At 69.2% G+C, this 25675-nt stretch carries 24 protein-coding genes and 1 tRNA gene; 11 read left to right on the top strand and 14 right to left on the bottom strand.

Annotated elements, in window-relative coordinates; all coding sequences use genetic code 11:
* Nucleotides 1-72 precede the first annotated feature (72 nt).
* Nucleotides 73-471 (top strand): zf-TFIIB domain-containing protein, encoded by a 399-nt coding sequence (locus tag SFY69_09335; protein MDX2132243.1) that lies wholly within the window; start codon nucleotides 73-75, stop codon nucleotides 469-471.
* Here the strand turns inward: SFY69_09335 and SFY69_09330 are convergent.
* The 3 genes from SFY69_09330 to SFY69_09320 are packed head-to-tail and all read right to left on the bottom strand — an operon-like array spanning nucleotide 460 to nucleotide 3210.
* On the bottom strand, nucleotides 460-924 hold the full coding sequence (locus SFY69_09330) for an META domain-containing protein (protein ID MDX2132242.1): 465 nt from the start codon (nucleotides 922-924) through the stop codon (nucleotides 460-462). The genes SFY69_09335 and SFY69_09330 overlap by 12 nt on opposite strands.
* 40 nt (nucleotides 925-964) lie before the next feature.
* Nucleotides 965-2497: a PQQ-dependent sugar dehydrogenase gene (locus tag SFY69_09325; protein ID MDX2132241.1), complete on the bottom strand. Its 1533-nt coding sequence runs from the start codon at nucleotides 2495-2497 to the stop codon at nucleotides 965-967.
* A 35-nt stretch (nucleotides 2498-2532) separates the two neighbouring features.
* The gene (locus tag SFY69_09320; GenBank protein MDX2132240.1) at nucleotides 2533-3210 is read right to left on the bottom strand and encodes a peroxiredoxin; all 678 of its coding nucleotides are present in this window, start codon (nucleotides 3208-3210) and stop codon (nucleotides 2533-2535) included.
* A gap of 78 nt (nucleotides 3211-3288) precedes the next feature.
* Between SFY69_09320 and SFY69_09315 the strand changes: the two genes are divergently transcribed.
* Entirely contained in the window at nucleotides 3289-3726 is a 438-nt protein-coding gene (locus SFY69_09315) for a hypothetical protein (GenBank protein MDX2132239.1), read from the top strand.
* A 10-nt stretch (nucleotides 3727-3736) separates the two neighbouring features.
* Here the strand turns inward: SFY69_09315 and SFY69_09310 are convergent, their stop codons facing one another.
* The 5 genes from SFY69_09310 to SFY69_09290 all read right to left on the bottom strand — a co-directional run bounded on the left by SFY69_09310 (nucleotide 3737) and on the right by SFY69_09290 (nucleotide 10815).
* On the bottom strand, nucleotides 3737-4273 hold the full coding sequence (locus SFY69_09310; GenBank protein MDX2132238.1) for a DUF1579 domain-containing protein: 537 nt from the start codon (nucleotides 4271-4273) through the stop codon (nucleotides 3737-3739).
* A gap of 840 nt (nucleotides 4274-5113) precedes the next feature.
* On the bottom strand, nucleotides 5114-6601 hold the full coding sequence (locus SFY69_09305) for an NADP-dependent isocitrate dehydrogenase (GenBank protein ID MDX2132237.1): 1488 nt from the start codon (nucleotides 6599-6601) through the stop codon (nucleotides 5114-5116).
* A gap of 78 nt (nucleotides 6602-6679) precedes the next feature.
* Nucleotides 6680-7528 (bottom strand): ion transporter, encoded by an 849-nt coding sequence (locus SFY69_09300; GenBank protein ID MDX2132236.1) that lies wholly within the window; start codon nucleotides 7526-7528, stop codon nucleotides 6680-6682.
* A gap of 29 nt (nucleotides 7529-7557) precedes the next feature.
* Nucleotides 7558-9633, bottom strand: coding sequence for a S46 family peptidase (locus SFY69_09295; protein MDX2132235.1), 2076 nt, complete (start codon nucleotides 9631-9633; stop codon nucleotides 7558-7560).
* A gap of 90 nt (nucleotides 9634-9723) precedes the next feature.
* On the bottom strand, nucleotides 9724-10815 hold the full coding sequence (locus tag SFY69_09290) for a tetratricopeptide repeat protein (GenBank protein ID MDX2132234.1): 1092 nt from the start codon (nucleotides 10813-10815) through the stop codon (nucleotides 9724-9726).
* Nucleotides 10816-10951: 136 nt separating this feature from the next.
* Between SFY69_09290 and SFY69_09285 the strand changes: the two genes are divergently transcribed.
* Nucleotides 10952-11575, top strand: a complete 624-nt coding sequence (locus SFY69_09285) for a hypothetical protein (GenBank protein ID MDX2132233.1) — start codon at nucleotides 10952-10954, stop codon at nucleotides 11573-11575.
* On the opposite strand, the gene SFY69_09280 is transcribed toward SFY69_09285, so the two are convergent.
* Entirely contained in the window at nucleotides 11520-12692 is a 1173-nt protein-coding gene (locus SFY69_09280; GenBank protein ID MDX2132232.1) for a hypothetical protein, read from the bottom strand. The two genes, SFY69_09285 and SFY69_09280, sit on opposite strands and share 56 nt — an antisense overlap.
* Between SFY69_09280 and SFY69_09275 the strand changes: the two genes are divergently transcribed.
* The 7 genes from SFY69_09275 to SFY69_09245 all read left to right on the top strand — a co-directional run bounded on the left by SFY69_09275 (nucleotide 12691) and on the right by SFY69_09245 (nucleotide 20261).
* Nucleotides 12691-13854: a glycosyltransferase gene (locus SFY69_09275; protein MDX2132231.1), complete on the top strand. Its 1164-nt coding sequence runs from the start codon at nucleotides 12691-12693 to the stop codon at nucleotides 13852-13854. The genes SFY69_09280 and SFY69_09275 overlap by 2 nt on opposite strands.
* A gap of 299 nt (nucleotides 13855-14153) precedes the next feature.
* Nucleotides 14154-14639 carry a hypothetical protein gene (locus SFY69_09270; protein ID MDX2132230.1) on the top strand — a complete coding sequence of 162 codons (486 nt, stop codon included), beginning with the start codon at nucleotides 14154-14156 and terminating at the stop codon, nucleotides 14637-14639.
* Between the two features lie 501 nt (nucleotides 14640-15140).
* A complete protein-coding gene (locus SFY69_09265) occupies nucleotides 15141-16256 on the top strand; it encodes a hypothetical protein (protein ID MDX2132229.1) in 1116 nt (371 codons plus the stop codon).
* Nucleotides 16257-16320: 64 nt separating this feature from the next.
* On the top strand, nucleotides 16321-16578 hold the full coding sequence (locus SFY69_09260; GenBank protein ID MDX2132228.1) for a hypothetical protein: 258 nt from the start codon (nucleotides 16321-16323) through the stop codon (nucleotides 16576-16578).
* A gap of 14 nt (nucleotides 16579-16592) precedes the next feature.
* Complete coding sequence (locus SFY69_09255) at nucleotides 16593-17705, top strand: hypothetical protein (GenBank protein ID MDX2132227.1); 1113 nt, start codon at nucleotides 16593-16595, stop codon at nucleotides 17703-17705.
* Nucleotides 17706-17756: 51 nt separating this feature from the next.
* The gene (locus SFY69_09250; GenBank protein MDX2132226.1) at nucleotides 17757-19280 is read left to right on the top strand and encodes a hypothetical protein; all 1524 of its coding nucleotides are present in this window, start codon (nucleotides 17757-17759) and stop codon (nucleotides 19278-19280) included.
* A 78-nt stretch (nucleotides 19281-19358) separates the two neighbouring features.
* Complete coding sequence (locus SFY69_09245; protein MDX2132225.1) at nucleotides 19359-20261, top strand: hypothetical protein; 903 nt, start codon at nucleotides 19359-19361, stop codon at nucleotides 20259-20261.
* Nucleotides 20262-20752: 491 nt separating this feature from the next.
* Here the strand turns inward: SFY69_09245 and SFY69_09240 are convergent, their stop codons facing one another.
* Genes SFY69_09240 through SFY69_09225 form a run of 4 tightly spaced genes read right to left on the bottom strand, consistent with a single transcriptional unit; the run spans nucleotide 20753 to nucleotide 23752 of the window.
* On the bottom strand, nucleotides 20753-20941 hold the full coding sequence (locus tag SFY69_09240; protein MDX2132224.1) for a hypothetical protein: 189 nt from the start codon (nucleotides 20939-20941) through the stop codon (nucleotides 20753-20755).
* The gene (locus SFY69_09235; GenBank protein ID MDX2132223.1) at nucleotides 20938-21831 is read right to left on the bottom strand and encodes a metal ABC transporter permease; all 894 of its coding nucleotides are present in this window, start codon (nucleotides 21829-21831) and stop codon (nucleotides 20938-20940) included. The genes SFY69_09240 and SFY69_09235 overlap by 4 nt, the downstream gene beginning before the upstream one ends.
* The gene (locus SFY69_09230; protein MDX2132222.1) at nucleotides 21828-22706 is read right to left on the bottom strand and encodes a metal ABC transporter ATP-binding protein; all 879 of its coding nucleotides are present in this window, start codon (nucleotides 22704-22706) and stop codon (nucleotides 21828-21830) included. Before SFY69_09230 ends, SFY69_09235 begins: the two co-directional genes overlap by 4 nt.
* Before the next feature lie 11 nt (nucleotides 22707-22717).
* Nucleotides 22718-23752, bottom strand: a complete 1035-nt coding sequence (locus SFY69_09225; GenBank protein MDX2132221.1) for a metal ABC transporter substrate-binding protein — start codon at nucleotides 23750-23752, stop codon at nucleotides 22718-22720.
* Between the two features lie 310 nt (nucleotides 23753-24062).
* Here SFY69_09225 and SFY69_09220 point away from each other — a divergent pair.
* Nucleotides 24063-24135: transfer RNA gene (locus SFY69_09220), tRNA-Ala, on the top strand.
* Between the two features lie 116 nt (nucleotides 24136-24251).
* Here the strand turns inward: SFY69_09220 and SFY69_09215 are convergent.
* Nucleotides 24252-25664 (bottom strand): M12 family metallo-peptidase, encoded by a 1413-nt coding sequence (locus tag SFY69_09215; protein MDX2132220.1) that lies wholly within the window; start codon nucleotides 25662-25664, stop codon nucleotides 24252-24254.
* Between the last annotated feature and the right edge of the window lie 11 nt (nucleotides 25665-25675).

Raw genomic sequence — 25675 nt, 5'->3', positions numbered from 1 at the left:
TCGCCCGCGATCGTACCGGACCAAGCCCTCGCGGGACGTCCGTCCGTCGCGCTTTCGCACCTACGCTCCCGCATGGCCCCCGATCCCGGCCCGCCCGACGCCCTGCTCTGCCCGCTCGACGGCTACATCATGCAGCGCGTCACCGTCGACGGCGTCGGCGTCGACAAGTGCGGCGGCTGCCACGCCCTGTGGTTCGACGCCCTGGAACTCGAGAAAGTCCTCGCCGCCCCGGGCGCCGTGGCCGCCCTCGAGCCCGATCCCTCGCCCCGCGCCCCCAACGGCGCGCCCGCCTCGCCCAAGTGCCCCCGCTGCGCCGCGCTCCTCATCCGAACGCGCGACCTGCGCCAGCGACATGTCCACCTGCTCTCCTGCACGGTCTGCGGCGGGGTGCTCCTCGACGCGGGCGAGTTCACCGATCTCTCGCACTTCTCCCTGCTCGAACGCGTGCGCGCGTACTTCTCACTCGGCTGACCGCTCATTCGGCGCCGGCTGGAACCGCAGTTCGCCGCCCTTGCCCGCCAGCACCAGCAGGCCCCGCCGCACCCGCCACTGATCGGCCTGCCCGAGCGCGCCCAGGAACGCGTCTTCCGCCGCCTGCACCGCCGGCGGACCGGCCATCTTGGTCGCCCCGATCGGGCCCATCTCGAACGAGCCGTCCGCCTCGAGCGCGTACGTGCCGAAGAAGCGGTTGACGCCCGCAACGCCCGTCGCGCGCCCGTCGGCCCCCAGCGTGAGGCTCGGGCGTTGCTCGTCGGGCGTCGAGGCCGCCATCTGCCACGTACGTCCGATGACCTCCGCCGGCGACGCGCCGGGCCCGGTCGATGCCCGCCCGGCGCACCCGCCCGCCGCCAGGCATCCCGCGGCCCCGACCAGCAGCAGCCGCATAAGACCGTCGCGGCGCCCGATGCCTCTGACTGTGCCCATGCCGATGATCCCCCCGCGTGTCTGGCGTGCGCCCGCGCGGTCACTCCGCGGGGACCAGCCGCACGATCCGGTTGTTGCCGCCGACTTCGTCCGGGCTGCCGTTGAGCACGACGTAGACCAGCCCGTCCGGGCCGCACGCCACATCGCGCACGCGTCCGAGCCCGTGGATGAGTTCCTCGCGCTCGACGAGTTGCCCGGAGCCGGAGGCGTCGCCGGTGACGCGGAGGCGGTCGACGTTCTCGCCCGAGAGCCCGCCGGCGACGAGATCGCCGTTCCACTTCGGGAACTTCTCGCTGCGGACGACGTCCAGGCCGCACGCGCCGATGGAGGGCAGCCAGCGGAACACGGGCATGACGATCTCGGCGACCTTGCCGGTGTGGCCTTCGCCGGAGGCGAGGTCGGGGAAGGGCGTGCGGAACGGCGCGTCGTTGTAGTTGATGCCGTACGACACGGTGGGCCAGCCGTAGTTGCGGCCCTTCACAACGACGTTGAGTTCATCCCCGCCGCGCGGCCCGTGCTCGGTGTCCCACAGCACGCCGTTGAGATCGAAGACCAGCCCCTGCGGGTTTCGATGGCCGAAGGACCAGATCGACGCGTACGCGCCGGTCGTCTCGACGAACGGATTGTCCTTCGGTACCTCGCCGTCGTCCCACACGCGGTGCACCTTGCCGTTGGGGCGCGTGACGTCCTGGGCCATCTCCATGCGTCCGCGCTCGCCGATGCAGAAGTACAGGTACCGACGGCCGCCCTCCTGGGGCGCCGAGAAGACGATGTTGTTGCCGAAGTGCAGGCCCGTCGCGAGGAAGTGCTCGCGCTTCGCCTCCCAGATCACCTTCTCGTCGGTCCACTTGGGCGACTTGGGGTCGGTGAGGTCCAGCTTCCCGCGCGAGATCGTGGTCATCGTCGGCGGGCGGCGTTCGCCCGGGGCCGCCTTGGCGTACCCGAGGTACACGTGCCCGTTCGTCGCGTAGTCCGGGTGGACGGCGACCTCCATGAGCCCGCCCTGGCCGATCTCGACGGACTTGGGAATGTCGGCGACGGGCGGGCTGAGCACGCCGTCTTTCCACACGCGCAGGCGCCCGGCGCGTTCGGTGATGAGCATCGACCCGTCGGGAAGCCACGCGACGGCCCAGGGTGTGGCGAGCCCGTCCTTCACGACTTCTTCGACGCGGAACGTGTGGTGCGTGGAGCGCACGGAGCCGGGGCGAGCGCCCGGCGAGCCGCGCTCGCGCCGAAGCGCGCGGTGCTGCAGCTCGCGGATGTGCACGACGAGCGCCCAGATCTGCTCGTCGGAAAGGGTCTTGCCGAAGGCCATCATGCCCATGTCGGGCACGCCGTTCTTGATCGCGTCGAAGAACGGGCGGTCGTGCGACTGGTCGAAGAGCGCGGCGGTCAGCAGGGTGCGTGTGCCGGCGCCCCCGCCCTGGCCCTCGTCGCCGTGACAGTTGGCGCAGGTCCGCTCCCACAGGTTCGAGATGTTCCCGGCGCCGCCGATCTGCGCCAGCGCGGGCAGGGCTCCCGACGCGATCGCGACCAGCGCCACCCCACCACGACGGGCAATGCGAGTGCTCATGGCAGCATCGTACCGGTCGGCCCGCCCGCCCGCGTTCAGGCGCCACGCTTTCCGCGCGTCCGTGCCGGCGCCTTCGCGCGCGACGCCGCGCTCCGCACGGGCGTGCGCTTGCCCTTCGATGTCTGCACCCCGGAGTAGCCCGGGTGCCCGCCCTGGGTCCGCGTCTTCTGTCGCGGGCGCGGCGCCTTCTTCGGCGGCTTGGGCGTGCGCGTCGCGAGCAGTTCGCCCGCGTGCAGCGCCGTAGCGGCCCGGAGCACCGCCGCCGCGTGCCCGGGCGTCTTGACCCGGTCCCATCGCTTCGCGACCGTGCCGTCGGGCGCGATGAGGTACGTCGTCCGCAGCATGGCCCGCACGATGCGCCCGTACATGTTCTTCTCGCCGTAGGCCCCGTACGCCGCGCTCGTCGGCGGCACGCCGTCCGCGCCCGGCACGTCGGCCAGCAGCGGGAACGCCAGCGCGTGCCGATCGGCGAACGCGCGCTTCGACGCGACGTCCTGCGGGCTCACGCCCAGCACCGCCGTCTTGATGTGCGCGAAGTCCTGGTGATGATCGCGGAACTGGCACGCCTGCCCCGTGCACAGGGGCGTGTCGTCCTCGGGATAAAAGTACATCACCACCGCACGCCCGCGGAAGTCACGCAGCGCGTGCGTCTTCCCGTGCTGGTCCTGCAGGCGAAAATCCGGCGCCGCCTCGCCCGGTTGGATGAAGCCCATGTGAAAATAATACGCCCGCGAAGCGCGTCGCCCGCCGCGCCATGCGCCTCTAGACTCCGACGTGAAGGGAGGTGCCCGTTGGCCGAGCAGATCCTCAAGTTCATCGCGCGCTTCGTCCGCGACGACACCGGCGCACCACTCTCCGACCCCGCCCTGCGCGTGCGGTTCCTCGACCGCGACTTGCTGCGCGACGACCTGCTGGGCGAGTCCGCCCTCTCCGCCGACGGCGTCGCGCAGGTGCTCTGCACCAGCAGCGCGTTCCGCTCGGGCCTGACGGGCGAGGTCGCCGCCTCGCTCGGCGAGGACAAGCCCGACCTGTACTGCGAAGTCCGCGAGGGCGACACGCCGGTCTTCCGCACGCCCGTCGCCTGGAACACGCCCGTCGCCGAGATCGATCCCGTCACCAAGACGGCGTCGACCACGGTCGACCTGGGGACGTTCCGGTTCCGCCGGGGCGAAGGCTTCGAGGGGCTGGGATTTGGCGACAGCACGACGCCGCTGCGTCCGATGGTCTGACGCCGCGGCGTTACTTCACGCGGGTGAAGGTGCCCGTCATGAACCGGGTCCAGGCGCCGTCGTCGCCCTGGGCCTGCGACCACAGCAGGCGCTTGTTCGGGCCGTGCAGCTCGATGACGTCCTGGTAGTTCGCCTGCTTGGTCGGGTCGGCCCAGCTCGGGCCCACCGTGTTGAGCGGCAGGACCTGGACATCTGCCGAGCCGGGGACATCGCCCGAGGCCGGCCCGCCGCCCCAGTTGCCGCCGCCCCGCGTGAACTCGCCCTGGTAGACGAACATGGTGGCCATGGGCGAGCCGATCCACGAGCCGACGAACTTGCCCTTCGCGGGGTCGAAGCCCAGCGTCAGGATCGAGGTCATCGTGCCCCCGCCGGGCATCTCGCCCTCGCCCTCGAACACCACCCACAGGTCGCCGACCATGCGCACGACCTCGCGCCCCTTCGACTTCATCGCCGGCTGGTCCGGGCCCATCACGCACTCGAACTCGCTGGTCCACTCGCCGACGAAACGCCTGAGCCACTCGTGCTGCTTTTGCGGGGGAGTCATCATGGTCGGGCCTCCTGGGTGTTGGGGCAAGAGGATACCCGGGCGGGGGAGGGAAGGGGGAAAGAAGTGGCAGAGTGGTGGGGAGGGAAGAGGCGGTGTGTTGGGGGAGAGAAGTGGCAGAGTGGTTAAGTGGCGGAGTGGTTGAGTGGGAAGAGGGGGAAGTGGCAGAGTGAGGGGAGGAGGTGGGAGGCGTGGTGAAGGAGTGCGGCGTGGTCATGTGATGAGCGTGTGTGAAGGCCGCGGATGGGGCAAGCGCGGGGCGGGGAATGACCGCTACTTTGCGCGCAGAGGTGGTGCTGGGGGCGAGATCTTTGGAGCGGGGGATGGTCGAATGGGATTTGTGAGTCGATTACGAATTTAACGTATTGTTATGTTGATCTGAGAAGGGGTGGCGGTGTAAGGCGCGGGTCGTGGTGGTGCGCAGCAGGCTCCGTTGCCCCTCCGGGGCAAGGAGCGATGGGGGGTTGGTTCCCACGGGTTCCGCGACGCTCAGAGCAGCGTCGCTCCACCCGTGGCTACAGCCCGGCGCCCCGTTGGGGCGGGGGGCGAGGAAGACGGCGTAAGGAGGTGTGGGGCGGGGGGGCGAGGAAGAAGACGTGAGGAGGTGAGGAGTCCGTGGTGGAGGCCGAAGCCCCCTCCGGCTCGAAGACTCGCCACCTCCCCCAAGGGGGAGGACTCGAAGGCGGGCTCTGCTGGCGGGGCGGGCTCGGAGCGGACAAAGCGGAAGAAGGGAACCCTTGCTCGCGCTTCGGGCTCGTACGGAAGACGCGGAAGTGTAAGAAGCCCCCTCGCTCACGCTCGGGGCTCGTCGAGCGGGGAAGAGGGAACGTCGAGTTGCCGCCCTCACCCCATGTGCTTGATCACCGCGTCCGCGAACTCCGAGCACTTGACCTTCTTGACGGTGGTGTCGCCCTCGGCCTTCATGAGGCGTTCGAAGTCGTAGGTGACCGTCTTTGCCGAGATCGCGCCGTCCATGCCTTTGATGATGAGGTCGGCGGCCTCGGTCCAGCCCATGTACCGCAGCATCATTTCGCCGGAGAGGATGACGGAGCCGGGGTTGACCTGGTCGAGGTTGGCGTACTTGGGGGCCGTGCCGTGCGTGGCCTCGAAGATGGCGTGCCCGGTGACGTAGTTGATGTTGGCGCCTGGGGCGATGCCGATGCCGCCGACCTGGGCGGCGAGGGCGTCGGAGAGGTAGTCGCCGTTGAGGTTCATGCAGGCGATGACGTCGAAGTCTCTGGGGCGGGTGAGCACCTGCTGGAGGGTGATGTCGGCGATGGAGTCCTTGATCATGAGCATGGACTTCCACTTGCCCTGGCCGTGGGTCGACCAGATGGCGGCGAGGGTCGACTCGACTTCCTTGACGATCTTGGCGCGCTGGTCGGGGGTCATGAGGTCAAAGCCCGGGTCGATCATGCGGGCGTTGGCCTCGGGGGAGAGGTCGGCGTTGGACTCCTTGTTGCCGAGGATCCACGACTCGCGTTCGGTGACGGTCTGCGCGCGGAAGGCCTGGGTGGCGACCTCGTAGCCCCAGTCTTTGAACGCGCCCTCCGTGAACTTCATGATGTTGCCCTTGTGGACAAGGGTGAGCGACCGGCGCTTCTCGCGCAGGGCGTACTCGATGGCGGCCCAGACGAGGCGCTGCGAGCCGTACTTGCTCACGGGCTTGATGCCGATGCCCACGGCGGTGGGAAGGGGCATGTCCTTGACCTTGTCCATGCCGCCCATGGCGGCGGCGAAGTAGTCGAGCGCCTGCTCGCGCGTGCCGAAGCGGATCTTCGCGAAGTCCTTGGGGAACTCCTTGGCGAGGAAGTCGAGGGTGCGCTGGGCGGCCGGGGTTCCGGCGGCGAACTCGATGCCGGCGTAGATGTCCTCGGTGTTCTCGCGGAAGATCACCATGTCGCAGTCGCCCGGGCGCTTCACCGGGCTGGGCACGCCCTTGAACCACCGGACCGGGCGCAGGCAGACGTAGAGGTCGAGGATCTGGCGGAGCGCGACGTTGAGCGACCGGATGCCCCCGCCCACGGGCGTGGTCAGCGGGCCCTTGATGCCCACCAGGTGCGTGCGGAAGGCGTCGAGCGTCTCGTCGGGCAGCCACGCCTTCGTCTCGCCCAGGGTGTCTTTGAACCGGTTGAACGACTTCTCGCCCGCGTAGACCTCGAGCCAGTGCAGGCGGCGCTTGCCTGAGTAGGCCTTGGCGACGGCGGCGTCGAACACGCGGGACGAGGCACGCCAGATGTCGGGCCCGGTGCCGTCGCCCTCGATGAACGGGATGACGGGCTCGTCGGGGACGTGGAGGCGGCCGGACTGCATGGTGATGGAGGATGGCATGGTGGTTCCGATCTGCGTTGCGTGCATGGGCCGCCCGGGGGGCGCCCCGGATCGGGCGCGTCGGGCGACGCCGGTGAATCAGGAAGAATAGCTGCCGGCGCGGGTGTGCTCGGGGGGTGCCTGGCGGCTGCGCTCGCCGGAATGCCCGCGGGCGCGGAGGATGGCCTGCATCTCCTCGGCCAGGGCGTGCAGCCGCTCGTCGGAGAGATCGCGCGGCCCGTCGCGGAGGTTGGCCTCGGCCTCCTGCACCTGCTGGTAGTTGTTCAGCACCGCGCCCACGATCAGGTTGATCAGCAGGAACGTGCTCACGATGATCCAACTGACGTGGTACAGCGTGCTCTTCCACTGCCAGGGCTGCCCGTCGGCGGCGTAGCGGAGGTCGCTCCAGTTGTCGCCCGTCAGCACGCGGAAGAGCGTGAACGCGCTCTCGTGCAGCGTGCCGTACTCCTTGGGCATGAAGGGTCCGAAGAGCTTGACGCCGATCACGCCGTAGATGAAGAGGATGACGAGCGCCAGCAGCGAGATGTACTTCATGCTGACCAGGCTCTTCACAAGAACGGTCACGATGACTCGCAGCTCCGGGACCGACCGCACGAGGCGGAAGACGCGCAGCACGCGGATCACCCGCGCGATGGCGGCGAGCGTGGGGTCGGACTGCGGGAGAAAACTCCCCGCGATGACGATGATGTCGAAGATGTTCCAGCCGTCGCGCAGGAAGGCGCCCAGGGTGCCGAACCGGGTCGCCACCGAGAGTTTCAGGATGAGTTCACCGACGAAGATCCCGAGGCAGATGGCGAGCAGCGAGCGGATCCAGCCGGCCTCGGGGGCGTAGGTCTGCCACGCGATGAGAACACCGTTGGCCAGGATGACGCCCAGCACGGTGAGACCAAAGGCCCGCGACTCCACGAGGGTGCGCAGCGAGTTCATGGCCCGCATTGTTGCCGGCCGGACCCGGGTTAGTCGCCCGCGGTCAGCTCGCGCACGAGCGCGTCGGCCTTGTAGACCACGCGCAGGCCCTCCACCAGCGCGCGGCTATCGACGGCGACTGCCCGTGCCTGCTTGTCGGAATACTGGAACGCCAGGGGAAGACTCTGGATGTTTCCGTCGAAGATCAGCCCGACGACCCGCCCCTCGCGGTTCACCACCGGCGAGCCGCTGTTGCCCCCGATAATGTCCGCGGTGCACACGAAGTTGAATGGCGTGCCGAGGTTCAGCGCGTCCTTGGCCTTGGTCCACGAGTCCGGGAGATCGAACTCGGACTCGTCACGGGCCGCGGCCCGCTCGAACAGGCCGCCCATCGTCGTGTACGCCGGCACCGTGCCTCCGCCTTCCGGGTACGACTTCACCGTGCCGTACGACAGGCGCAGCGTGCCCGTGGCGTCGGGGTAGGTGGTCTTGCCGAAGGCGGCGAACCGCGCGTCGGCGAGGCGGGCGTAGACATCGCGCGAGACGGCCTCGAGCCCGGACTCCCGGCGCGCGGTGATCTCGCGCAGCACGGGGTCGAGCGTGCGGGCGAATGCGAGCAGCGGCTCGTCCGAGTCCTTCAGCGCCTTCGCCAGCCCGCTTGGGCCGGCCTTCACGAGTGCGGCCCGGTGCGAGGCGTCGCCGAGTTTCGAAGCGCCGACGAGTTCGGCGGCGCGATCTTCGGGCGACTTGCCGTCGAGGAGCGAGCGCACGAGCGGGTCATCGCCCCCGAGGTGCTGGGCGAGGTACGCCAGGCCGTCGGCGATCAGGAACGTCTCGTACTGCGGGTAGACCGGGGTGGTGGCCTCGAGGTCGGCGATGACGCCGGGCATCGCGGCGTCGCGGAACTCGCGGAGCCGGTCGGCGTTGGGCCTGGGCCACTCGGACGCGAGCGACACGAGGGTGTCGGCGTGCTGCACGAGGCGGCTGAGGCGGAACGCGCGGGAGATCGCCCAGTCGCGCTCGTGCGTCCGCGCCGCGTCCTCGACGGCGCTCTCCAGCCGGTCGAGGGCGTCGCCCACGCGGGCCGCCAGAGCCGGGTCGGCCTTGATGGCGGCCCGGAGCTTCGCTTCCTCGTCCCGCTTGGCGCCCATCAGCGCCGGATCGAGCAGCCCGTGGTACATGCCCGTAAACGCCTTGCGCCCGTTCGCGACCCCGAAGATGTCGTCGCTCGCGATCCGTCGGTTCTCGGCGGACCGGTTCGCGAACGCGGTGAGCTTGTTCTCGGTGCGCCAGTACCACTCCAGGCGCGTGGGGATCGCGACGTCGCGCCGGTGCTCGACGTCGGCGATGGTCAGCAGGCGCTCGGTGCTGCCCGGGTGCCCGAAGACGAAGACCAGGTCGTTCTCCTGCGAACCCTGCGTGCTCCAGCGGAGGAAGTTCTCCGACTGCACAGGGGCGCCGTTCTCGTAGGCCCGGACGAACGCGACGTCGAAGCAGAAGCGGGGGTACTCGAAGTTGTCGGTGTCGCCGCCGAAGAACGCGGCCTGGATCTCGGGGGCAAAGACGAGGCGCACGTCGGTGTAGCGCTTCACCCGGTGCAGGTGGTACACGCCCCCGCCGTAGAGCGTGACGACGCGGGCGTGCATCCCGCTCCGCTGCTTCTCGGCGCTCTCCAGCTCCGCGATCGCCCGCAGGATCGCGCTGTTGGCTTCCTCGGGAGACTTGCCCTTGCCCGCGGCCTTGATCTTCTCGGTCACGTCCTCGATGTCCCACAGGACGGAGACCTCGGCCCCGGGGATGGGAAGTTCTTCCTGGCGGGTGCGGGCGTGGAACCCGTTCTTGATGTAGTCGTGCTCGGCGGACGAGAGTTCCTGGATCCACGTGCTGGCGACGTGGTGGTTGGTCATGATGAGCCCGGAGGACGACACGAACGAGCCCGAGGCTCCGTCGACGTTCACCGCCGCCCGCTGCATTTCCAGCAGCCATTCGGCGGATGGCGAGAAGTTGTGGACCTGCGCGAGGCGCTGGGTGGGCGGGGCCGTGAGCAGCCACATGCCCTCTTCGGCGCTGGCGGACAACGGCAGGAGAAAACCGGCGAGCAGGGCGAGGCGGAGGGGCTTGATCATGACGGGAGGATAGAAGGAGCACGGGCGGAACGCCTGCGCCGCCCCTATGTGCGCCGCGCGTGCTGAGGCCGCGGGAGCGGGAGCGTCGCGTTAGCGGGCGAGTTCCGGCGCGAGGGCGTCGTGCACCGCGGGCTCGAGCCCGGCCTTCTTCGCGCGGGCGAGCATGGTCCGCGCGACGTCGTCGCGCTCCTCGCCCTGCATCAGCACGGTGACGGTGAGCCACGCCGAGCTCGAGTTCACCTCGTGCGCGTGCGCGACGGCGCGCGTGAGCATCTGGCGGAACTCGTTGTCGCGGAACCCCAGGGCCTGGGGGATGAGCGGCTCGCGCGCCAGCAGCGGGTCGGTGCGGTACGCGAGGCGCATGACCGGCACCGCGTCGGCGGCGTTGCGGTCGGCGAGCAGCGCGATGGCCAGGACGCGCATCGCGCGGGCGTCGTCGGGCGCATCGTCCAGGTGCCGACGCAGGGCCGCGATCGACTCGCGCGGTCGCCCGTCGAGCAGCGCCCGCACGCCGTGCTCCGCGAGCGTGGATGGGGTGCCGGACGAGAACTGGACGGGCTGCTGCTGCGCGGGAGGCTGCGAAGCCGTCGCGGGCTGCGGTGTGAAGAGGCGCGGGTCGATCGGGCCGTCGCCCCGCAGGAGGTTGACGGGCTGGGCTCCCCAGACACGCCCGTGGGAGTAGTAGAGGCTGTTCGTGTAGTAGAAGGGGGGCGCGATGACGATGGGCGGGCAGTAGCCGGCGTGCGAGCCGCCGCAGGGATCGCAGTGCGATCCCGGGTAGCCGCTCACGCCGCCCACGCCGCCGGAGCCGACGCCGAACGAGACGTCGAGCCCGTCGCCGCTGTACGAGCCGCCGACGGAGAGGCCCGACCCGGTGGAGATCGGGTACGGGTGCGGCTGAATATGAGGCGGGCAGGGACGAGGCGGGCAAGGACGCGGCGGGTTCACGATCGGCGGCACGGGCAGAGTGGTGTAGAACCGGCGGGTGGAGAGCAGGTTGATGTTCGCGCGGCTGCTGGTGCCGATGCCCAGGTTGCGGCGCGGGGACTGCTGGATGACGATCGTGCCCGGCGATGCACCGGTGTACCGCGCGATATCGCTGGGGCGCGGCCCCTGCGCGATGGCGGGGAGCGAGACCGAAGCGGAGAGTGCAAGGCCCAGAAGAAGTCGCGAGCAATCCATGCTGTGCTCCTGAAAACGCGGGCGGCGGTAGGCCCGATACTGAGTACGACGCTCGGGACACCTCCGGGTTCCGAATCGGTCCCCCGAGATTGCGGCCCCGGGCGACGCCGGACGCCGCAGGCGGTATCGTGTGGGGATGCGAATGCGTGCGGGGCGGATGATGCGGGCGGGGTCGTGGGTGTGCGCGGGCGCTCTGGGTCTGGTCGGGTGCGGCACCGTCGGAAGTGCTGGCTCGCTGCGCGTGACCTCGCGGGGTGAGGAACGGGCACGGTTCGCCTGCGACCTGCCGACGCGGGTGTTCGAGCCCACGAGCAATCTGTCGGCGGACTTTTTCCTCACCGACCTGCCCCGCGAGGTGTGGGCGGAGGGTGGCGACGCCAGCACGGTGAGCGGGACGATCGTCCATGTGAACATGTTCATCGTGCCCAAGTCGGGCAAGACGCCGATCGCGACGGGCGCCAGCACGGCGGCGGTGCGCGTGCTCGTGCTCTCGCAGGGCGAACTGGGCGTGTACGGCGGGGGCGGGTTCTTCGCGCAGTCCGGCGATCTCAACGGCGAGTCGCTGGGCGGGAGCATTCGCGACGGCACGGTGCAGTTGATCCGCGCGACGCCGGGGTTCGAGGACCTGCTGGGGCCGTCGTTCCTGTCGGGGTCCATCGGCGCCCGTCGAAGCGCGGAGGACGTGGCGGCGCTGCGCCGGGCGTTCAACTACCTGTCGTCGTTCGGGACGCCGCTGGATCCGCCCGCGCAGGAGCCGTGAGCGGCTCGCCCAGCGACGCGAAGAGCGCGGCGGCGGCGTCGTGGTACATGACGCGGAGGAGGTCGGCGGGGAGCGAGAGCCCGCGCAGGCGCGGCGCGCTCATCTGGCCGTACTGCGCGGGGTTGACCATCGCGAGGTCCGGGTCGGCGATGGGGCTCTCCGCGTCGTAGTCGGTTTCCCACAGCGTGCGCAGCGCCCAGTAGCGGCTGGCGTAGAGATCGAACGCCGCGGCGGGGCTGTCGGCCAGGTCGGCCATCGGGTGGTTCTTGGGGTCCGGCGGCTTGGGGGCGAGGTGCTCGTCGGTGGTGACGACGTCTGAGCCGAAGAGGATGCGTCCGCGCCAGCGCTGGAAGAACTCGCGGGCGGCGGGCGCCGGGTGCAGGCTGATCTCGCGGACGATCCACTTGGTGGCGGAGGTGTCGAGGTACAGGTTGGGGTGCGACTCGAGCAGCGTGGAGAGAAACGCGAGGTCTTCGGGCCAGCCGCCCATGTGGGCCGCGATCCACGGGCCCTTGAAGCGGTCGAGCATCACGCGGAGCGAACGGTACTGGTCGATCTTGGCGCCGTACATCGCGACGTCGCCGTAGCGCGTGCCGAACCAGGTGTCCGGGTCGGCGACGTGCACCATGAAGCCCATGCCGAGCGATTCGGCGAGCTGGGCGTGGCGCACGCGCCACGGGCTGTCGAACGGGACGATGTCGTCGCCCGCGGCCCCGGGGAAGAACTCGCGCATCCGGGGCGCGTTCCAGAGCTTGACGATCTTGGCGCCGAAGCCGTCGTGGAATGCCTGGATATCGGCGAGGAAGCCCTCGGTCATGGCCGGCCGGCGCTCGGCGCGGAAATCGGGGAAGGCGATGAACCGCACGCGGTCGCCCAGGATGTCGCGGACGCGGGGGGCGTCGGCGAGGCGGACCATGGTGTGCACCCGCCGGATGCCGAAGAGGTCGGCCACGTCGCGCCAGATGGGGGCGGCCCCCGCGCCGTTCACGTGCGCGTGCACGTCGATGATCGGGCAGGGGGGCGCCGGCAGGCGGGCGGCCTCGAGGCGATAATCGACGCCGAAGCGATTGGCCGCGGTCGCGGCCTGGGCGCCCGCGCTGACGAACGTGAATGTCATGGGATCGACTGTAGAACACGCGGCGACCCGTCCTCGCGTCGCGCTCGCGCACGACTGGCTCGTCGGGCTGCGGGGCGGGGAGTTCGTGCTCGACGCCATCGCGCGGGCGATGTCCGCCTGGTGCGAGGTGGGGCCCGTCTACACGATGTTCGATTCCGGGGCGGCGCTGACACCAACGCTCGACGCCCTGCCCCGCGTCGTGTCGCGCGTCGGGCGCCTGCCGGGCGCGAACGCGCTGCGCCGGCACCTGCTGCCCTTGTATCCCCGGGCGGTCGCGGACTTGTCGGCGCGGCTGGCGCGCGATCATGCGCGCACGCCGTACGACCTGCTGATCTCGACGAGTTCGGCGGCGATCAAGGGGCTGCGTGCGCCCGAGGGCGTCGCGCACCTGTGCTATTGCCATAGCCCGGCGCGGTACGTCTGGTCGCAGCGCGGGGCGTACGCGGGAGCGGGTGCGCTGGTGCGAACCGGGCTGCGCCTTGCGGGCCCGAGGTTCCGCGCGTGGGACCGCGCGACGAGCGCCCACGTCACGCGGTTTCTCGCGAACTCGACGCACACGGCCCGCGAGATCGCTCGGTGTTTCGGGCGCGAGAGCGAGGTGGTCTTTCCGCCGGTGCGGACGGGGTTTTACACGCCTCCGGAGAAAGACGCGCGTCGAGGCGAGCACGCGCTCGTCGTCGCGGCGCTGGAGCCGTACAAGCGGACCGAGGTCGCGATCCGGGCGTCGGCGCTGGGCGGGCGGGCGCTGCGCGTGGTGGGGGAGGGCAGCGACGCGGAGCGCGTGCGGCGTGTGGCGTGCGAGGTGAGCGGGCGCGTGGAGTTCCTGGGGCGCGTCGGCGACGAGCGATTGCGCGCGGAGTATCGCGCGGCGCGGATGCTGCTCTTCCCGCAGATCGAGGACTTCGGCATCATCGCGGTCGAGGCGCAGGCGTGCGGGCTGCCGGTGGTGGCACGTCGGGCTGGCGGGGCGCGCGACAGCGTGCTGGACGGCGTGACCGGTGCGCTGTACGACGGCGAGAGCGCCGAGGCGATGGCGGCGGCGATGGCGCGGTGCCCGCGCGATGCGGGACGGGCGTGCCGCGAGAACGCGGCGCGGTTCGGGGAGGAGTCGTTCGCGGCGGGAATCAGCGCGCACGCGGGACGCCTGTGCCACCCAGCCTGAAACCTCGAAGGAAGCGCGGGCGTGCGTCCTGAGGCGTGCGGCCTGCGCGAGCACGGGATGAGTGCGGATTCTGTTTGGATCTTGGTGGCGTTCGCCGCCAGGTTTTGCACATTTTGCCCACAAATGTGGTGAAGTGGAGCAGAGTGTTGCAAAGTGTGGCGATGTGGTTATCATGCATCGGTCGTGCGAGCCCGCGGGGCGGCGTGCGGCCGGGAGGGGGCAGGGAGCGCCCCGGACCGCCGGTGAATTCCGGCACGCCGCGTGGAGACGCGCCATGAGCAACCGGGTGAGGACGGGTGATGATCTTCACGGGGTTCGCGGAACTGACGATCGACGCGAAGCAGCGTCTGGCCGTTCCGGCGAAGTTCCGGTCGCTGCTGGATCCGACGCGGGACGGGTCGGCGTTCTACTGCATCCCGTGGCCGGGGCACGGGCTGATGCTCTTCACCGAACCGATGTTCCGGCAGTTCGCGAGCCAGGCGGAAGGCACGCTGACCCCGGGCGAGGACGAGCAGGAGTTCGAGACGTCGTTCTTTGGGTTGACGGAGCGGCTGGAGCTCGATTCGGCCGGGCGGATCTCGATCCCGAAGCTGCACCTGGAACTGACGAAGCTGCCCAACGAGGTGGTGGTCGTCGGTGCGAGGTACCGGCTGGAAGTGATGGACCGGGCGGCGTGGGGCGCGAGGATGCAGGACCGGTTCGAGAAGCTCGCCCAGCGGGCGAGGAACTTCCGAGCACCAGGCCGGACCGGGGATGGGGCGACCGGGGAGAAGACCCCGACGTGAGATGGGGGCGGGGGAGGCCGTAGGGGTGGAGTGGGAGAGTGGCAGAGTGGGAGAGTGGGAGAGTGGCAGAGTGGGAGAGTGGTGAAGTGGGAGAGTGGGAGAGTGGGAGAGTGGTGAATCGGCGCGGGGTGAGAACGCCGCGGCGGGGTTGAGGGGCACGGATGCCCCGCGGGAGCACGGCCGCTCCCGTTGAGAAGTCACGGGCAGACGGAGGGAGGCAGGGACGCCTCCCGCCGGAGAACGGGCGAGAGCGACGGTCGGCGCAGGGACGCGCCGGTCGGCGGCTCGGCGGGCGCATGGTGGCCCGGCCCGGTCTTTGGCCCGCGAGAGTTGGCGTCCGCGCGTGCACCCCGCGCGCGGACGCCTTTTTATTGAGGCTGCGGGTTTGCGCGCGATGTGAACATCGCCGCGGCGTGACGGCAGGTCCGTGCACGTGGGGCCGCATGCACGGGCGGGGACGATTCCGCTGGCATTCCTCGCCGCGTGATGTAGATTCTCCTCATGAACCGCAGACCCACCGTCCTTGCCCTCGCCGCGGCCCTGTTCTCGGGCGTGGGGGTGTTCGCGCCCGAGGCAGCTGGGCAGACGTTCCAGCTTCTCAGCAGCCCGCCGGGGATCACGAGCGAGTGGGCGTTCGGGTTGTCCGACGACGGGGGCGTGGTCGTCGGCAACGGCGTCGGCGGGGCCTTTTTCTGGACGCCGCAGGGCGGGTTTGAGCACTTTGCGCCGAATACATCTTCTCCGTACGCCGGCTGGGGCTACGGCGTCTCGGGCGACGGCACGACGGCGGTCGGCGGGGCGAGGTACGCGGGCGATTCGACGTTTCACGCGTACCGATTCCGGCGTGGCGGAACGCTCGAGATCCTGGGGCGCCAAGCGGGGTACCAGAACGCCTATGCGCAGGACGCGAGTTACGACGGTTCGGTTGTCGTGGGCCGCAGCGAGTCGTTCGACGGCGCGATCGGCCAGGCGTTCCGGTGGACGAGCGCGACGGGTCTGGTAGGGCTGGGGTACACGCAGCCCGGGCATGCGTACAGCGAGGCCGCGGCGATCTCGCGCGATGGCACGACGATCGTCGGGCACAGCCGGGGGGGTTACTCCGATGCGTTCGTATGGACGTCGACGAGCGGTATGGTCGCACTGCCGGATATTGCGGGCGGCATCGACGCCCGTGCACACGGCGTAAACCACGACGGGAGCATCGTCGTCGGGGTGTCCGTGTCGTCTCTGACGGCCGTCCGGTGGATCAATGGCGTATCCGAATCGCTTGGAGTAGCTTCCGGGTACTTCCAGAGCATTGCAAATGCCACAAGCGATGACGGTAACGTCATCGTCGGCGGTCTCGGCGGATCGACTGGAGTCACAGCCGGGATCTGGACTCCCGATCGCGGCATGGAGCGACTGAGCGACTACCTCGCGTTCCACGGCGTGCAGGTGCCGGCGGGGATCAACCTGCTCACCGCCACCGCGGTGTCGGCGGATGGGCGGACGTTCGTGGGGTACACCGGAATCCCGGGCCCGGGTCTGCAAGGATGGATAGCTACAGTTCCGGCACCCAGTGCAATCTTAATATTTATGATCTTCTTTCCCGCAACGGCGCGCCGCGCGAATCGGTAGGATATGTTTCCAGATCCAAGCAGTCTCGCTCCTGTATGCGCGGAGCAAATAGAGGAGTGCTCCCATGCGCATCATGATGCTTCTCGTTCTCTGCGTGTTCGTGAGTGCCGCGCGTGCGCAGCCCGCGCAGCCTGATCGCGTGTTTCCTCTGTCCATCATGTGGCAGAATCATCCGCCGACGAATGTGGTGCCGGCGGACCCGCTCTTCGTCTCGATGGTCGGCGTGCAGATTCATGTGCCGGGACAGTTCCCCGATCCGGTCAACCACTCCGACTCGCCCACGGCCTTCAACACGATTGCTCTGGCGTTCTCTGGCGGATGAGGTATATTCCCGACATGGCATCGCCGCGCGGCACATTTGCTCTGGCTACGGCTCTGTTCTCGGGCGTGGTGGCCTCGTCGGCGACGGGGCAGACGTTCGACCTCTTGGGCCTCGGGCCGGCGGGATTCTCGTCTCGGGCCTACGGGCTCTCCGACGACGGAAGAGTTGCCAGCGGCGGGTCGCCCGGCAACCCGGCGCAGGGTTTCTGGTGGACGCGTGCGGATGGGCGACGTGACGTCGGGGTAGTACTCGGCTTGCCGTTCGGGTCGTATTCCTACGGCATCTCCGGTGACGGGGGCACGCTTGTCGGACAGTATGGGATTGACGCGTACCGCTGGACTATCGGCAGTCCGAGCCTCGACATCCTTGGCCGCCTGCCCGGGTACCAGTCGGCGTTCGCGCAGGACGCGAATCACGACGGCTCGATTGTCGTCGGCCGCAGCGAGTCGTTCGACGGGGCGATCGGGCAGGCGTTCCGCTGTACGAGCACGACGGGGCTGGTGGGGCTGGGGTACACGCAGCCCGGGCATGTGTACAGCGAGGCCGCGGCGATCTCGCGCGACGGAACGACGATCGTCGGGCACAGCAGAGGAGGGGGATACTCCGAAGCGTTCGCGTGGCGTGAGGACGTCGGAATGCAGGTTCTTGCGGGGCTCGACTCGACGAATGAAGCCAGGGCCTATGGGACGAACTTCGACGGAAGGGTGGTAGTCGGGGACACAAGGTACGGTGCGGGGAATCAAGGTGCAGTTATGTGGATCAGCGGCCAGCCCGTCGCGCTCGGCTTTGCATCGGGCTACTCGCGGAGTGCCGCGACCGCTGTGGATGATTCGGGAAGTGTGGTGGTGGGGTACGTATCCGCTCCCTTCCAGACCGCGGCGATCTGGACGCCTGGCCGCGGCATGGAGCCGCTGAGCGCCTACCTCGCCTTCCACGGCGTGCAGGTGCCGGCGGGGGTCAATCTGCTTACCGCAACCGCGGTCTCGGCGGATGGAAGCACGATCGTCGGCTATACAGGGTTGAACGGCGGACCTGTCGAAGGCTTCATCGTTTCAATTCCATCTCCCAACACGATTTTTATGTTCGTTCTTGCGTTCTCCGCAACAGCGCGTCGAGCGCGACGGTAATCTGCTACAAGAAATCGCCCTTGCGTGCTCGGGGCTACCGGAGACCTCGCCATGCGCACGCAGCTTCTGATCGCTGTGTCGCTGCTCTCGCTGCCTGTGTTCGCACAACCAGCGCAGCCGGTTCGTGTGTTTCCTCTGTCCATCATGTGGCAGAGTACGCCGACGGGGTATGGCGGCGATCCGTTCGTCACGCCAATGCAGACGGTGGACGTGCACTGGCGTCCCTACTACCCGAACCCGCAGAATCCGACACCCGAGTCCGCTGCGGCGGCTCTCGCGCAGCGCGTGCTCGCCGACTTCACGAGCAATCTCATCACGCCGGACAATGTGTGCGTGATCGTGCGGGGCTTTGGGCACGACACCGAACGCTCCGACCCGACGTGGTTCGCTACCGAACAGAACCTCCCCGCCCTGGGCTTCTGGACCCCCGGCACCACGCAGGACCCCGGGCCGGATGTCCTGCGTTGGCCAAACGGCACGCCTCTCACGCCGTTCAACTTTCCCGAGGCACCGACAAACTACCCGCCCGACCCGAACTCGCCGAACTATCCGGGGGATGCACGGTTCGACGCGCGCCCGTGGCGGCATCCGTTCCCGGTGAATGCGACGCTCGGCGGGCCGCTGAGGGCCTGGATGGTGGAGTTCGTCGATGAACTTGACGCACAGATCGCGGCGATCCGGGTGAACAACCCGGCATTCCCGCCGGTGAGTGACTGGCGGTTCTACTTCGACGTCGAGGCGTTCATTCTCACGACCGGCAGCCGCAACGGCGTGTTTATGCCGTGGTTTCTCGCGTCGCAGGCCGGCGATCCGAACTCGATCTGGAACACGTGGAAGGTGCCCGGCTCGCCGGGGTGGGTGCCGCCCCAGTCGTTCCCCGGCTCGGACGGCATGACGCTGGCGGAGATGTGGAATGCGGCCGCCGCGGCGTACGGGTGGATAGTTGACCCGGATGATGCGTTCAACTTCAATCGTCGTGCCGACCATCCCGACAACCGTCCCTACATGATCTGGTGGATGTCGATCTGGCGGAACGTGCACCAGGCGGTGATGGACAACGCGGCGTACAGCGTGCTGCGCGCGAAGTTCGGTTCGAGCATCCGCGTGGGCAACTACAACGGCACGCGGACCGACGGCGCGCTGGACCAGGTGGGATGGCACCTGCCGCCGCAGCAGAGCGGGCCGGTGAACGAGTTGAACCGGTGCTGGATCGATCACCAGCCGGTGTTCGGCCAGTTGCCGGCGACCCAGCCGCCGCAGACGCGACACAACGTGGCGACGTCTCCCGCGCGGTACGACGTGTGGGCGGGGTATGTGCAGTCGTTCGGGTCTGCCCAGTCGTCACCCGGGATGGTGGACTCGCCGGAGTTGTACCCGGTGAGTTACCTCCAACTCGGAACCGACGAGTACGGTAATCCGCTGACGACGCACCTCGGGCACCGCCAGCCGAACCAGTACCTGCCGGGCACGCCGTACGAGACACGGTTCGAGGCGTCGACGCGTCTGCACCGTCACGCGGCGGAGTCGGTGATCAACTCGTTCGAGGGGAATCGGTGGGACAAGTTGGTGCCGTAGGTGGCTCAGTATGCGCATGTGTCTGACTCTCAGAACAGGGATATTGACTTTTACCAGGGAAACCCCGCGGGGCTGCGCATGCTGCTGGCGATGCTCCGCGCGAAGAACGTGCCCGAGATCATCTTCTGGACGCCCGGGGACGTGGTATGGCAGACCTATTCGTGGAGGGGCACGGTGGAGCTCACGCGGTACGTGTACGCCGCGAGCATCGACAGCGTGACCACGGCGTTCGGACACGAGCCGCAGGACTACCCCGGGCACGACCCGCTGATGCTGGAGTACACGCTGCGCACGCCCGCGGGAGAGCAGAGCACCGCTATGGTCGTGCCCCAGTGGTACTCGCTCGTGACGTCGCAGGGGACGATGTTCTGGCAGCAGGCCGGCATCGAAGTGGGTGTCCGTCTGCAGATGCTGACAGGCGCGGAGATGTCCACATACGTCGACTTTCGAAGCCAACATTCGTTCGAGGTTCACGTGGAGGATCAGGGCAATCCGGAGATCATTGGGCAGGTACTGGCTCTTAACGTGTTGACGAACGAGTGGCATGCGCTTTCGCTGCGGGAATCCGGCACCCAATACGGCTTTATCACGCCGGATGCGGAGTCGCGCCGCACGTTTGTTGTGCCGCAATCGAGCACGGGCGTGCAGTTTGTCGAGAGCGATCCGAGCGAGCCAGATGTATACCGCATGACGGTCCGATTGATTCACCGAGGTGTGCTGAGTGATGAAGCCCCACCATGGACGGTCTCGCGATTCAATCTGCTGCAGGTGGTGCCGATACTTCAAGAAGGGTCACCCGACCCGGGCGAGGGGCTCTCGTCTGCGGACATCGACGGCGATGGCGAAGTAACCGGGTTGGACCTTCAGATGTTCTCTCAGGACCTGGCGGAACTCCGACCAGGTGCTGACCTTGACCGGGACGGCGTGGTGAGCGGTGACGACGTGACGTCGTTCCTTGAGGCGTATGCGGGCACGCCGTAGGAGCTCGGGTCGGGCGATTCATGCGGCAAAACAAAAACCGGCCCGATCTTGCGACCGGGCCGGCTCTACGTTTCGAGTCGTAGCGGGCTGCGCGACGCAGTCCGTCGAGTGCGTCTTATCGACGCAGCCCCTTGATACAGTCAGACACTGGATCACCTCCTTTCGTAGAAGACTCCCCGCACGTCCGAGGGCTGTAGACCTCGAAGCCGGGCTCCTACTCCGCGGGCCGTCGCCCGCGGCTCATCGCCCGCGTCGCCTTCCGGAAGGGCTTCGCGGTCGTCGCGGGCCTCGCAGGGGTCCGGGGGGTTTGGTCCCGGGTTCGTCCCGCGCTGCACGCGATGCATCAGTATCGGAAATTTGGTACGCCGCGGCAAGCGAAAAGGTTCCACTGATTGACAGGAAGTCCACAGTGGGAACATGGGAAAGCGCGGGGAAATAGCGAGGGTTTTGCCCTGAACCGGGGCCCGGAAAGACCCCGCCCGGAAGCGCGTTCAGGGCTCGTCGAACTGCGTGAACGCGCCCTTGGCCGTCTGCTCTTCCACGTACTTCTGGAAATCGCTCATCTTGTACGAGATGAAGATGAACGCGTGCTGCAGCGTGAGCCACTCGAGGTCGGCGGGGTCTTCCTTCAGGTCTTTGCGGAGGCGGTTGAGTTCGGCGAGGAGGGTTTCGGCTTTCATGGGGCGGTTCCTGCTGGTGGAGCAACGCGCGCGCGGACACGGTCGCCCGCGCGGGCGAGCGCGAAGAGCACGGCGAGGACGCAGACGATCGACGGGCCTGTCGGCCAGTTCATCTCGAAACTGAGGATGATGCCGGCGAGCACGCCGATCCCGGAGGTGACGGCGGCCGTCACGAGCACGGGGCGCCAGCGCGTGCTGAGGCGCAGCGCGACCGCGCCGGGGAGCACGAGCAGCGCGGTGGCGAGGACGACGCCGGCGAGCTTCATCGCGGTGACGGTGGCGAGCGCGAGCAGCGTCATGAGCAGGACGTTCATGGCGGCGTGACGCACGCCCATCGCGCGGGCGACGACGGGGTCGAACGCCCAGAACACCAGGCTTCGACGGAACCACCAGAGCGCACCGGCGGCGAGCAAGGCCACGCCCCACGCGACGCCCGCGTCCGTCCACGCGACGTCGATGATGCTGCCGAAGAGGAAGGTCTCCCACGAGACGGTGCTGGGCGCGTAGTGGAGCATGATGGCGCCGGCGGCCATGGACGCGACGAGCACGATGCCGATGGCGGTGTCGGGCTCGGCGGCGCGCCCGCTGAGCAGGCCGATGAGCAGGGCCGCGCCGAGGCAGAAGGCGAAGATGATGGCGAACTGGACGACCGCGCCCAACCCGCCGAGCGGGCCCGACGAAGCGAGCGCGCCGGTGAGCCCGACGAGCGCGACGACGCCCACGCCCCCGAACGCGGCGTGGCTGACACCCTGCCCGATGAACGCGAGGCGCTTGAGGACGACGAGCACGGAGAGCGCCGAGCACAGTGCGGCGAGGGCGACGCCGGCGACGACGCCGGGCCAGTACAGGCGCCAGAGGTCGGGCGAGGTGAGGTAGTGCAGGGTGTTCATCGCGGTGGGCGGTTGGGTGTGGCGGCGGGGGCGGAGATGCCGAGCGGGGCGACGGGCGGGGCGTGGGCGTGCGAGGGATCGGTGCAGGCGTGGGCGGGGTGGGCGTGCACGTGGACGTCGCCGAAGATGCCAGCGACGTCGTGACGGAAGACCTCGGCGAGGACGTCGGGGGTGAGGCCGTGCGGCGCGACGTGGGAGTGCAGGGTGCGGCTGAGGCAGGCGACGCGGTCGCAGCCGGCGGCGACGGCGCGGATGTCGTGGCTGACGACGACGACGGTGACGCCGATCTCGTCGCGCACGCGCGCGAGGAGCGAGGCGAACTGCTGCTGTCCGGCGATGTCGATGCCGACGGTGGGCTCGTCGAGGAGGAGCAGGCGCGGGCCGGTGGCGAGCGCGCGGGCGATCATCACGCGCTGGAACTGCCCGCCGGAGAGGTGGCCGATGGGGCGGTGGGCGAGGTCGTCGGCGCCGACGACGCGCAGGGCGCGGTCGATGCGGGCGCGGGCGTCGGCGGAGAGTCGCTGCCAGGGCCACAGGGCGAGGGAAGGGCCCATCTCGACGGCCTGGCGGGCCGAGAGCGGAAATGCCAGTTCGCAGGTGGGTCGCTGGGGGACGTAGCCGACCATGCCCTGTCGGGCGGCGTGGCGCGGGTGCATGCCGAAGACGCGGACGTCGCCGTGCTGGACATCGAGCAAGCCGAGGGTGAGTTTCAGCAGGGTGGACTTGCCCCCGCCGTTGGGCCCGAGGATGCCGAGGCGCTCGCCCGCCTCGACGCGGAGGGAGACGCGCTCGAGGACGGTGCGGGGCGCGTCGTCGCCCGCACGGGCCGGGTACGCGAATGAGACGTCGCGGTACTCGACCGCGGGGGTAGACATGCGGGGAGAGCCTAGTTCTTTGCGGCGAGGTTCGCCGCGAGCGCGTCGAGATTCGAGCCCATGAGCTGGAACCAGTCGCCGTCGCCCAGGGGGTCGAGGGTGGCGACGGAGACTCCCGCGGCCTGGGCGATGCGGCGCGCGGTCGACTGGTTGAACTGAGGCTCGGCGAAGATCGCGCGGACGCGCTCGGCGCGGATCGCCTGCACGACCTCGGCGAGCCGGGCCGGCGTCGGTTCGGCGTTCTCGAAGCCTCGGATGACCGCCGCCACACGCAGGCCGTAGCGGGCGGCGGGGCGCGGGAAGGCGTTGTGGTGCGTCACGATCGGGCGGCCCTGGAACGGGGCGAGCCGGATGCGCCAGGCGTCGTCCACCGCGCGCACCCGCGCCACCAGCGATGCCTCGCGCGAGGCCAGGTCGTTGCGCGCGGCGGGCGACAGCGGGGCCGCGCGTTCGGCCGCGGCGCGCACGCTCGTCGCGAGCGCGGGCACGACCTGCGCCACCAGCACGGGATCGAGCCAGAGGTGCTGGTCGACCGGGCCGTGGTCGCAGTGTTCGTCATGGTCGTGATCGTGGTGCTCGTGCGCGGCGTCGGCCTTGATGCCCACGGCGTCGGCGAAGCAGACGACCTGGCGCGTGGGGCGGGGGTCCTTCGCGAGCGTCTGCTCCACGCGGGGTTCGAGCGCGAGGCCGACGTAGAAGACCAGGTCGGCGCGGGCGACCGCGGCGAGGTCCTTGGGCGTGAACTCGTAGCCGTGCTCGCTGCGCCCGGGGGGCATCAGCACCGTGACGGTGCTGCCCTCGGGGAGGAGGGGCTCGAGGATGCCCTTGAGCGGTGGGATGGTGACGACCGCGCGGATGGGGGGCGCGGGGGTGGCGCTCGCTGCCGGGGCCGCGGGTGCCGCGGGCTGAGCCGCCATGGCGAGCAGGGGCGAGAGGAACGCCACGAGAAGGGCGAGGAGCGGCGGCAGCCGTCGGGCGGCCGCGGGGCGGAACGATGCGGAACGGATGGCGGGCGCGACGGCGGCGGGGCGGAGAGGAGGATGCATGCGGCGGGCCTCGGGGGGCGGGCGGAAGACGAGAACCGATTCTCAGTAAGGACAATAGGCCGCGTGGGTTCGCGCGGGGGCGCGGGAAACGGAGAGCACCGGGCCCGGATAGGTTCCCACCCCCACACGCGGCCGTGCCCCGACGCACGGGGACTGGAAAGGCCCGCCCCGGAAACAGCACCACCCCGGAAACAGCACCACCCCGGAACCAGCACCACCCCGGAACCAGCCCGCCAAGAAGCGCGGAAGAACGCCCGGTGCAGACCTATAGTGGCCCCCGCGGCGTGGCGACCACCCGCGGACACGCGATGGGGCGGTAGCTCAGCTGGTAGAGCGCATCGTTCGCAATGATGAGGTCGGGAGTTCGATTCTCCTCCGCTCCACTTGAAGGACAAGCCCCGATCTTCGGGGCTTTGTCGCTTTTTGGGGGAGGGGTGTGCCCGACCGGGCGTATGGCGGCGCGGCGGCGTCGTGTGGTCGATCGCGGGCGGGCGAGCGATCAGCGCCCGATGGTGGTCGCGTCGGGGAAGGCTTCGAGGGTGAGGGGCGTGGTGATGCGGCCTGTGGTTTCGTTGCTGGAGCCGCCCTTGATGGCGATGGTCTGTCCGGGCTGGGCGAAGGCGAGGGCGGCGTTGAAGGTCGTGAACGGCGTGGTGTAGCTGCCGTTGGGGGTGGAGCCGGAGTAGTTGAAGTCGACCCAGATGATGGGGCTGTTGGGGTCGAGGCAGGTGCGGCCGGCGGCGAACTGGCGGATGACGGCGGCGGAGTAGGGATCAAAGTCTGGGGCGCCCACCGGCGAGCAACTGTCGATGGCCGAGCACATGATGGTGCACGGCGTGACCGGGGGATCAAGCTGGTTGCAGTGCTCGGCGTTCCACGTGTGGCCGAGCTCGTGGGCCATGAGCGTGACTCGCTGGATGAAGGTGCTGACGAAGGAGGCCGAGATGGCGTAGCCGTTGCCGCTGTGAGGGCTGCCGCACATGCCGCCCAGGAACGCGATGCCGATGTGATTGTCGGTGAACGTCCTGCCGGACATCATGTAGGCGATGTCGCGAGAGACTCCCTGATGGTTACCGATCCAATGCGCGCGGAACTGGTCGCGGAGCGCGACGGAATCATTTCCCGTGTACGGGTCATCCTCTGTCGTGCGGATGATGATGTCGCCGAGCACATGGCTGAGGCGGCAGGCGCGCTCGTACGCGAGGTTGGTGGCGTTGAGGAGCAGCTCGATCTCGGCCTGGACGCGGGCGGGGTCGCGGCGGTTGACGTTGTAGTACTCATAGTCGGCGTCGAAGGCGATGCGCGCCCAGAGGAGGGTCTGGAGGCGGAACTCATCGAGCTCGACGTTGGCCGCTTCAATGAGGGCGTCGGGGTCGAGAGGATTGGGCGTGGTCGTCAGGCCGCAGGTGCCCGGCGACGCGCGCATGTCGGCCGTGGTGTAGACGACGTGCTGGTTCGCGAGGTCTGGGTTGGGGGCGGGCTCGATGCCCCAGGTTTGGCCGCCGGGCGTGAAGATGATCGCGTGGAGTTGGCCGTCGATGATGGACGCCGCGACCTGGGCGCCTTCGACGCCTTCGACGGTGCCGCGGTAGGTGGATGCGGGTGCGGGCTTGACGGGGGTGAGGCGCCCGGGTTCGTCCTCGACGAGGACGCGGGAGTTGCTCGCACGAACGAGGTACTTGGTGAGAATCAGCCGTCCGGCGTGCGGTCCGGCCGGGATGTCAACTGCGAAGGTGGCGGGGAGATCGGCGGGGAGCGCGAGGGTGGTGCGCGTGCCGCCGTCGATCGCCGGGCCGAGTGCGCGAGCGGGCACGACGGGGACGGACGGGGGCGCGATCGACTGGCCGGGCGCGGCGCCGGGCATCACCAGGGCGGCGGCGAAGAGGCCGAATCTGAGGGGTAGGCGCCACATGAGACGGGCCC

This window comes from Planctomycetota bacterium (genome assembly GCA_033763975.1).
GTDB lineage: Bacteria > Planctomycetota > Phycisphaerae > Phycisphaerales > UBA1924 > RI-211.
This window is presented reverse-complemented; position numbering and strand designations above follow the sequence as displayed.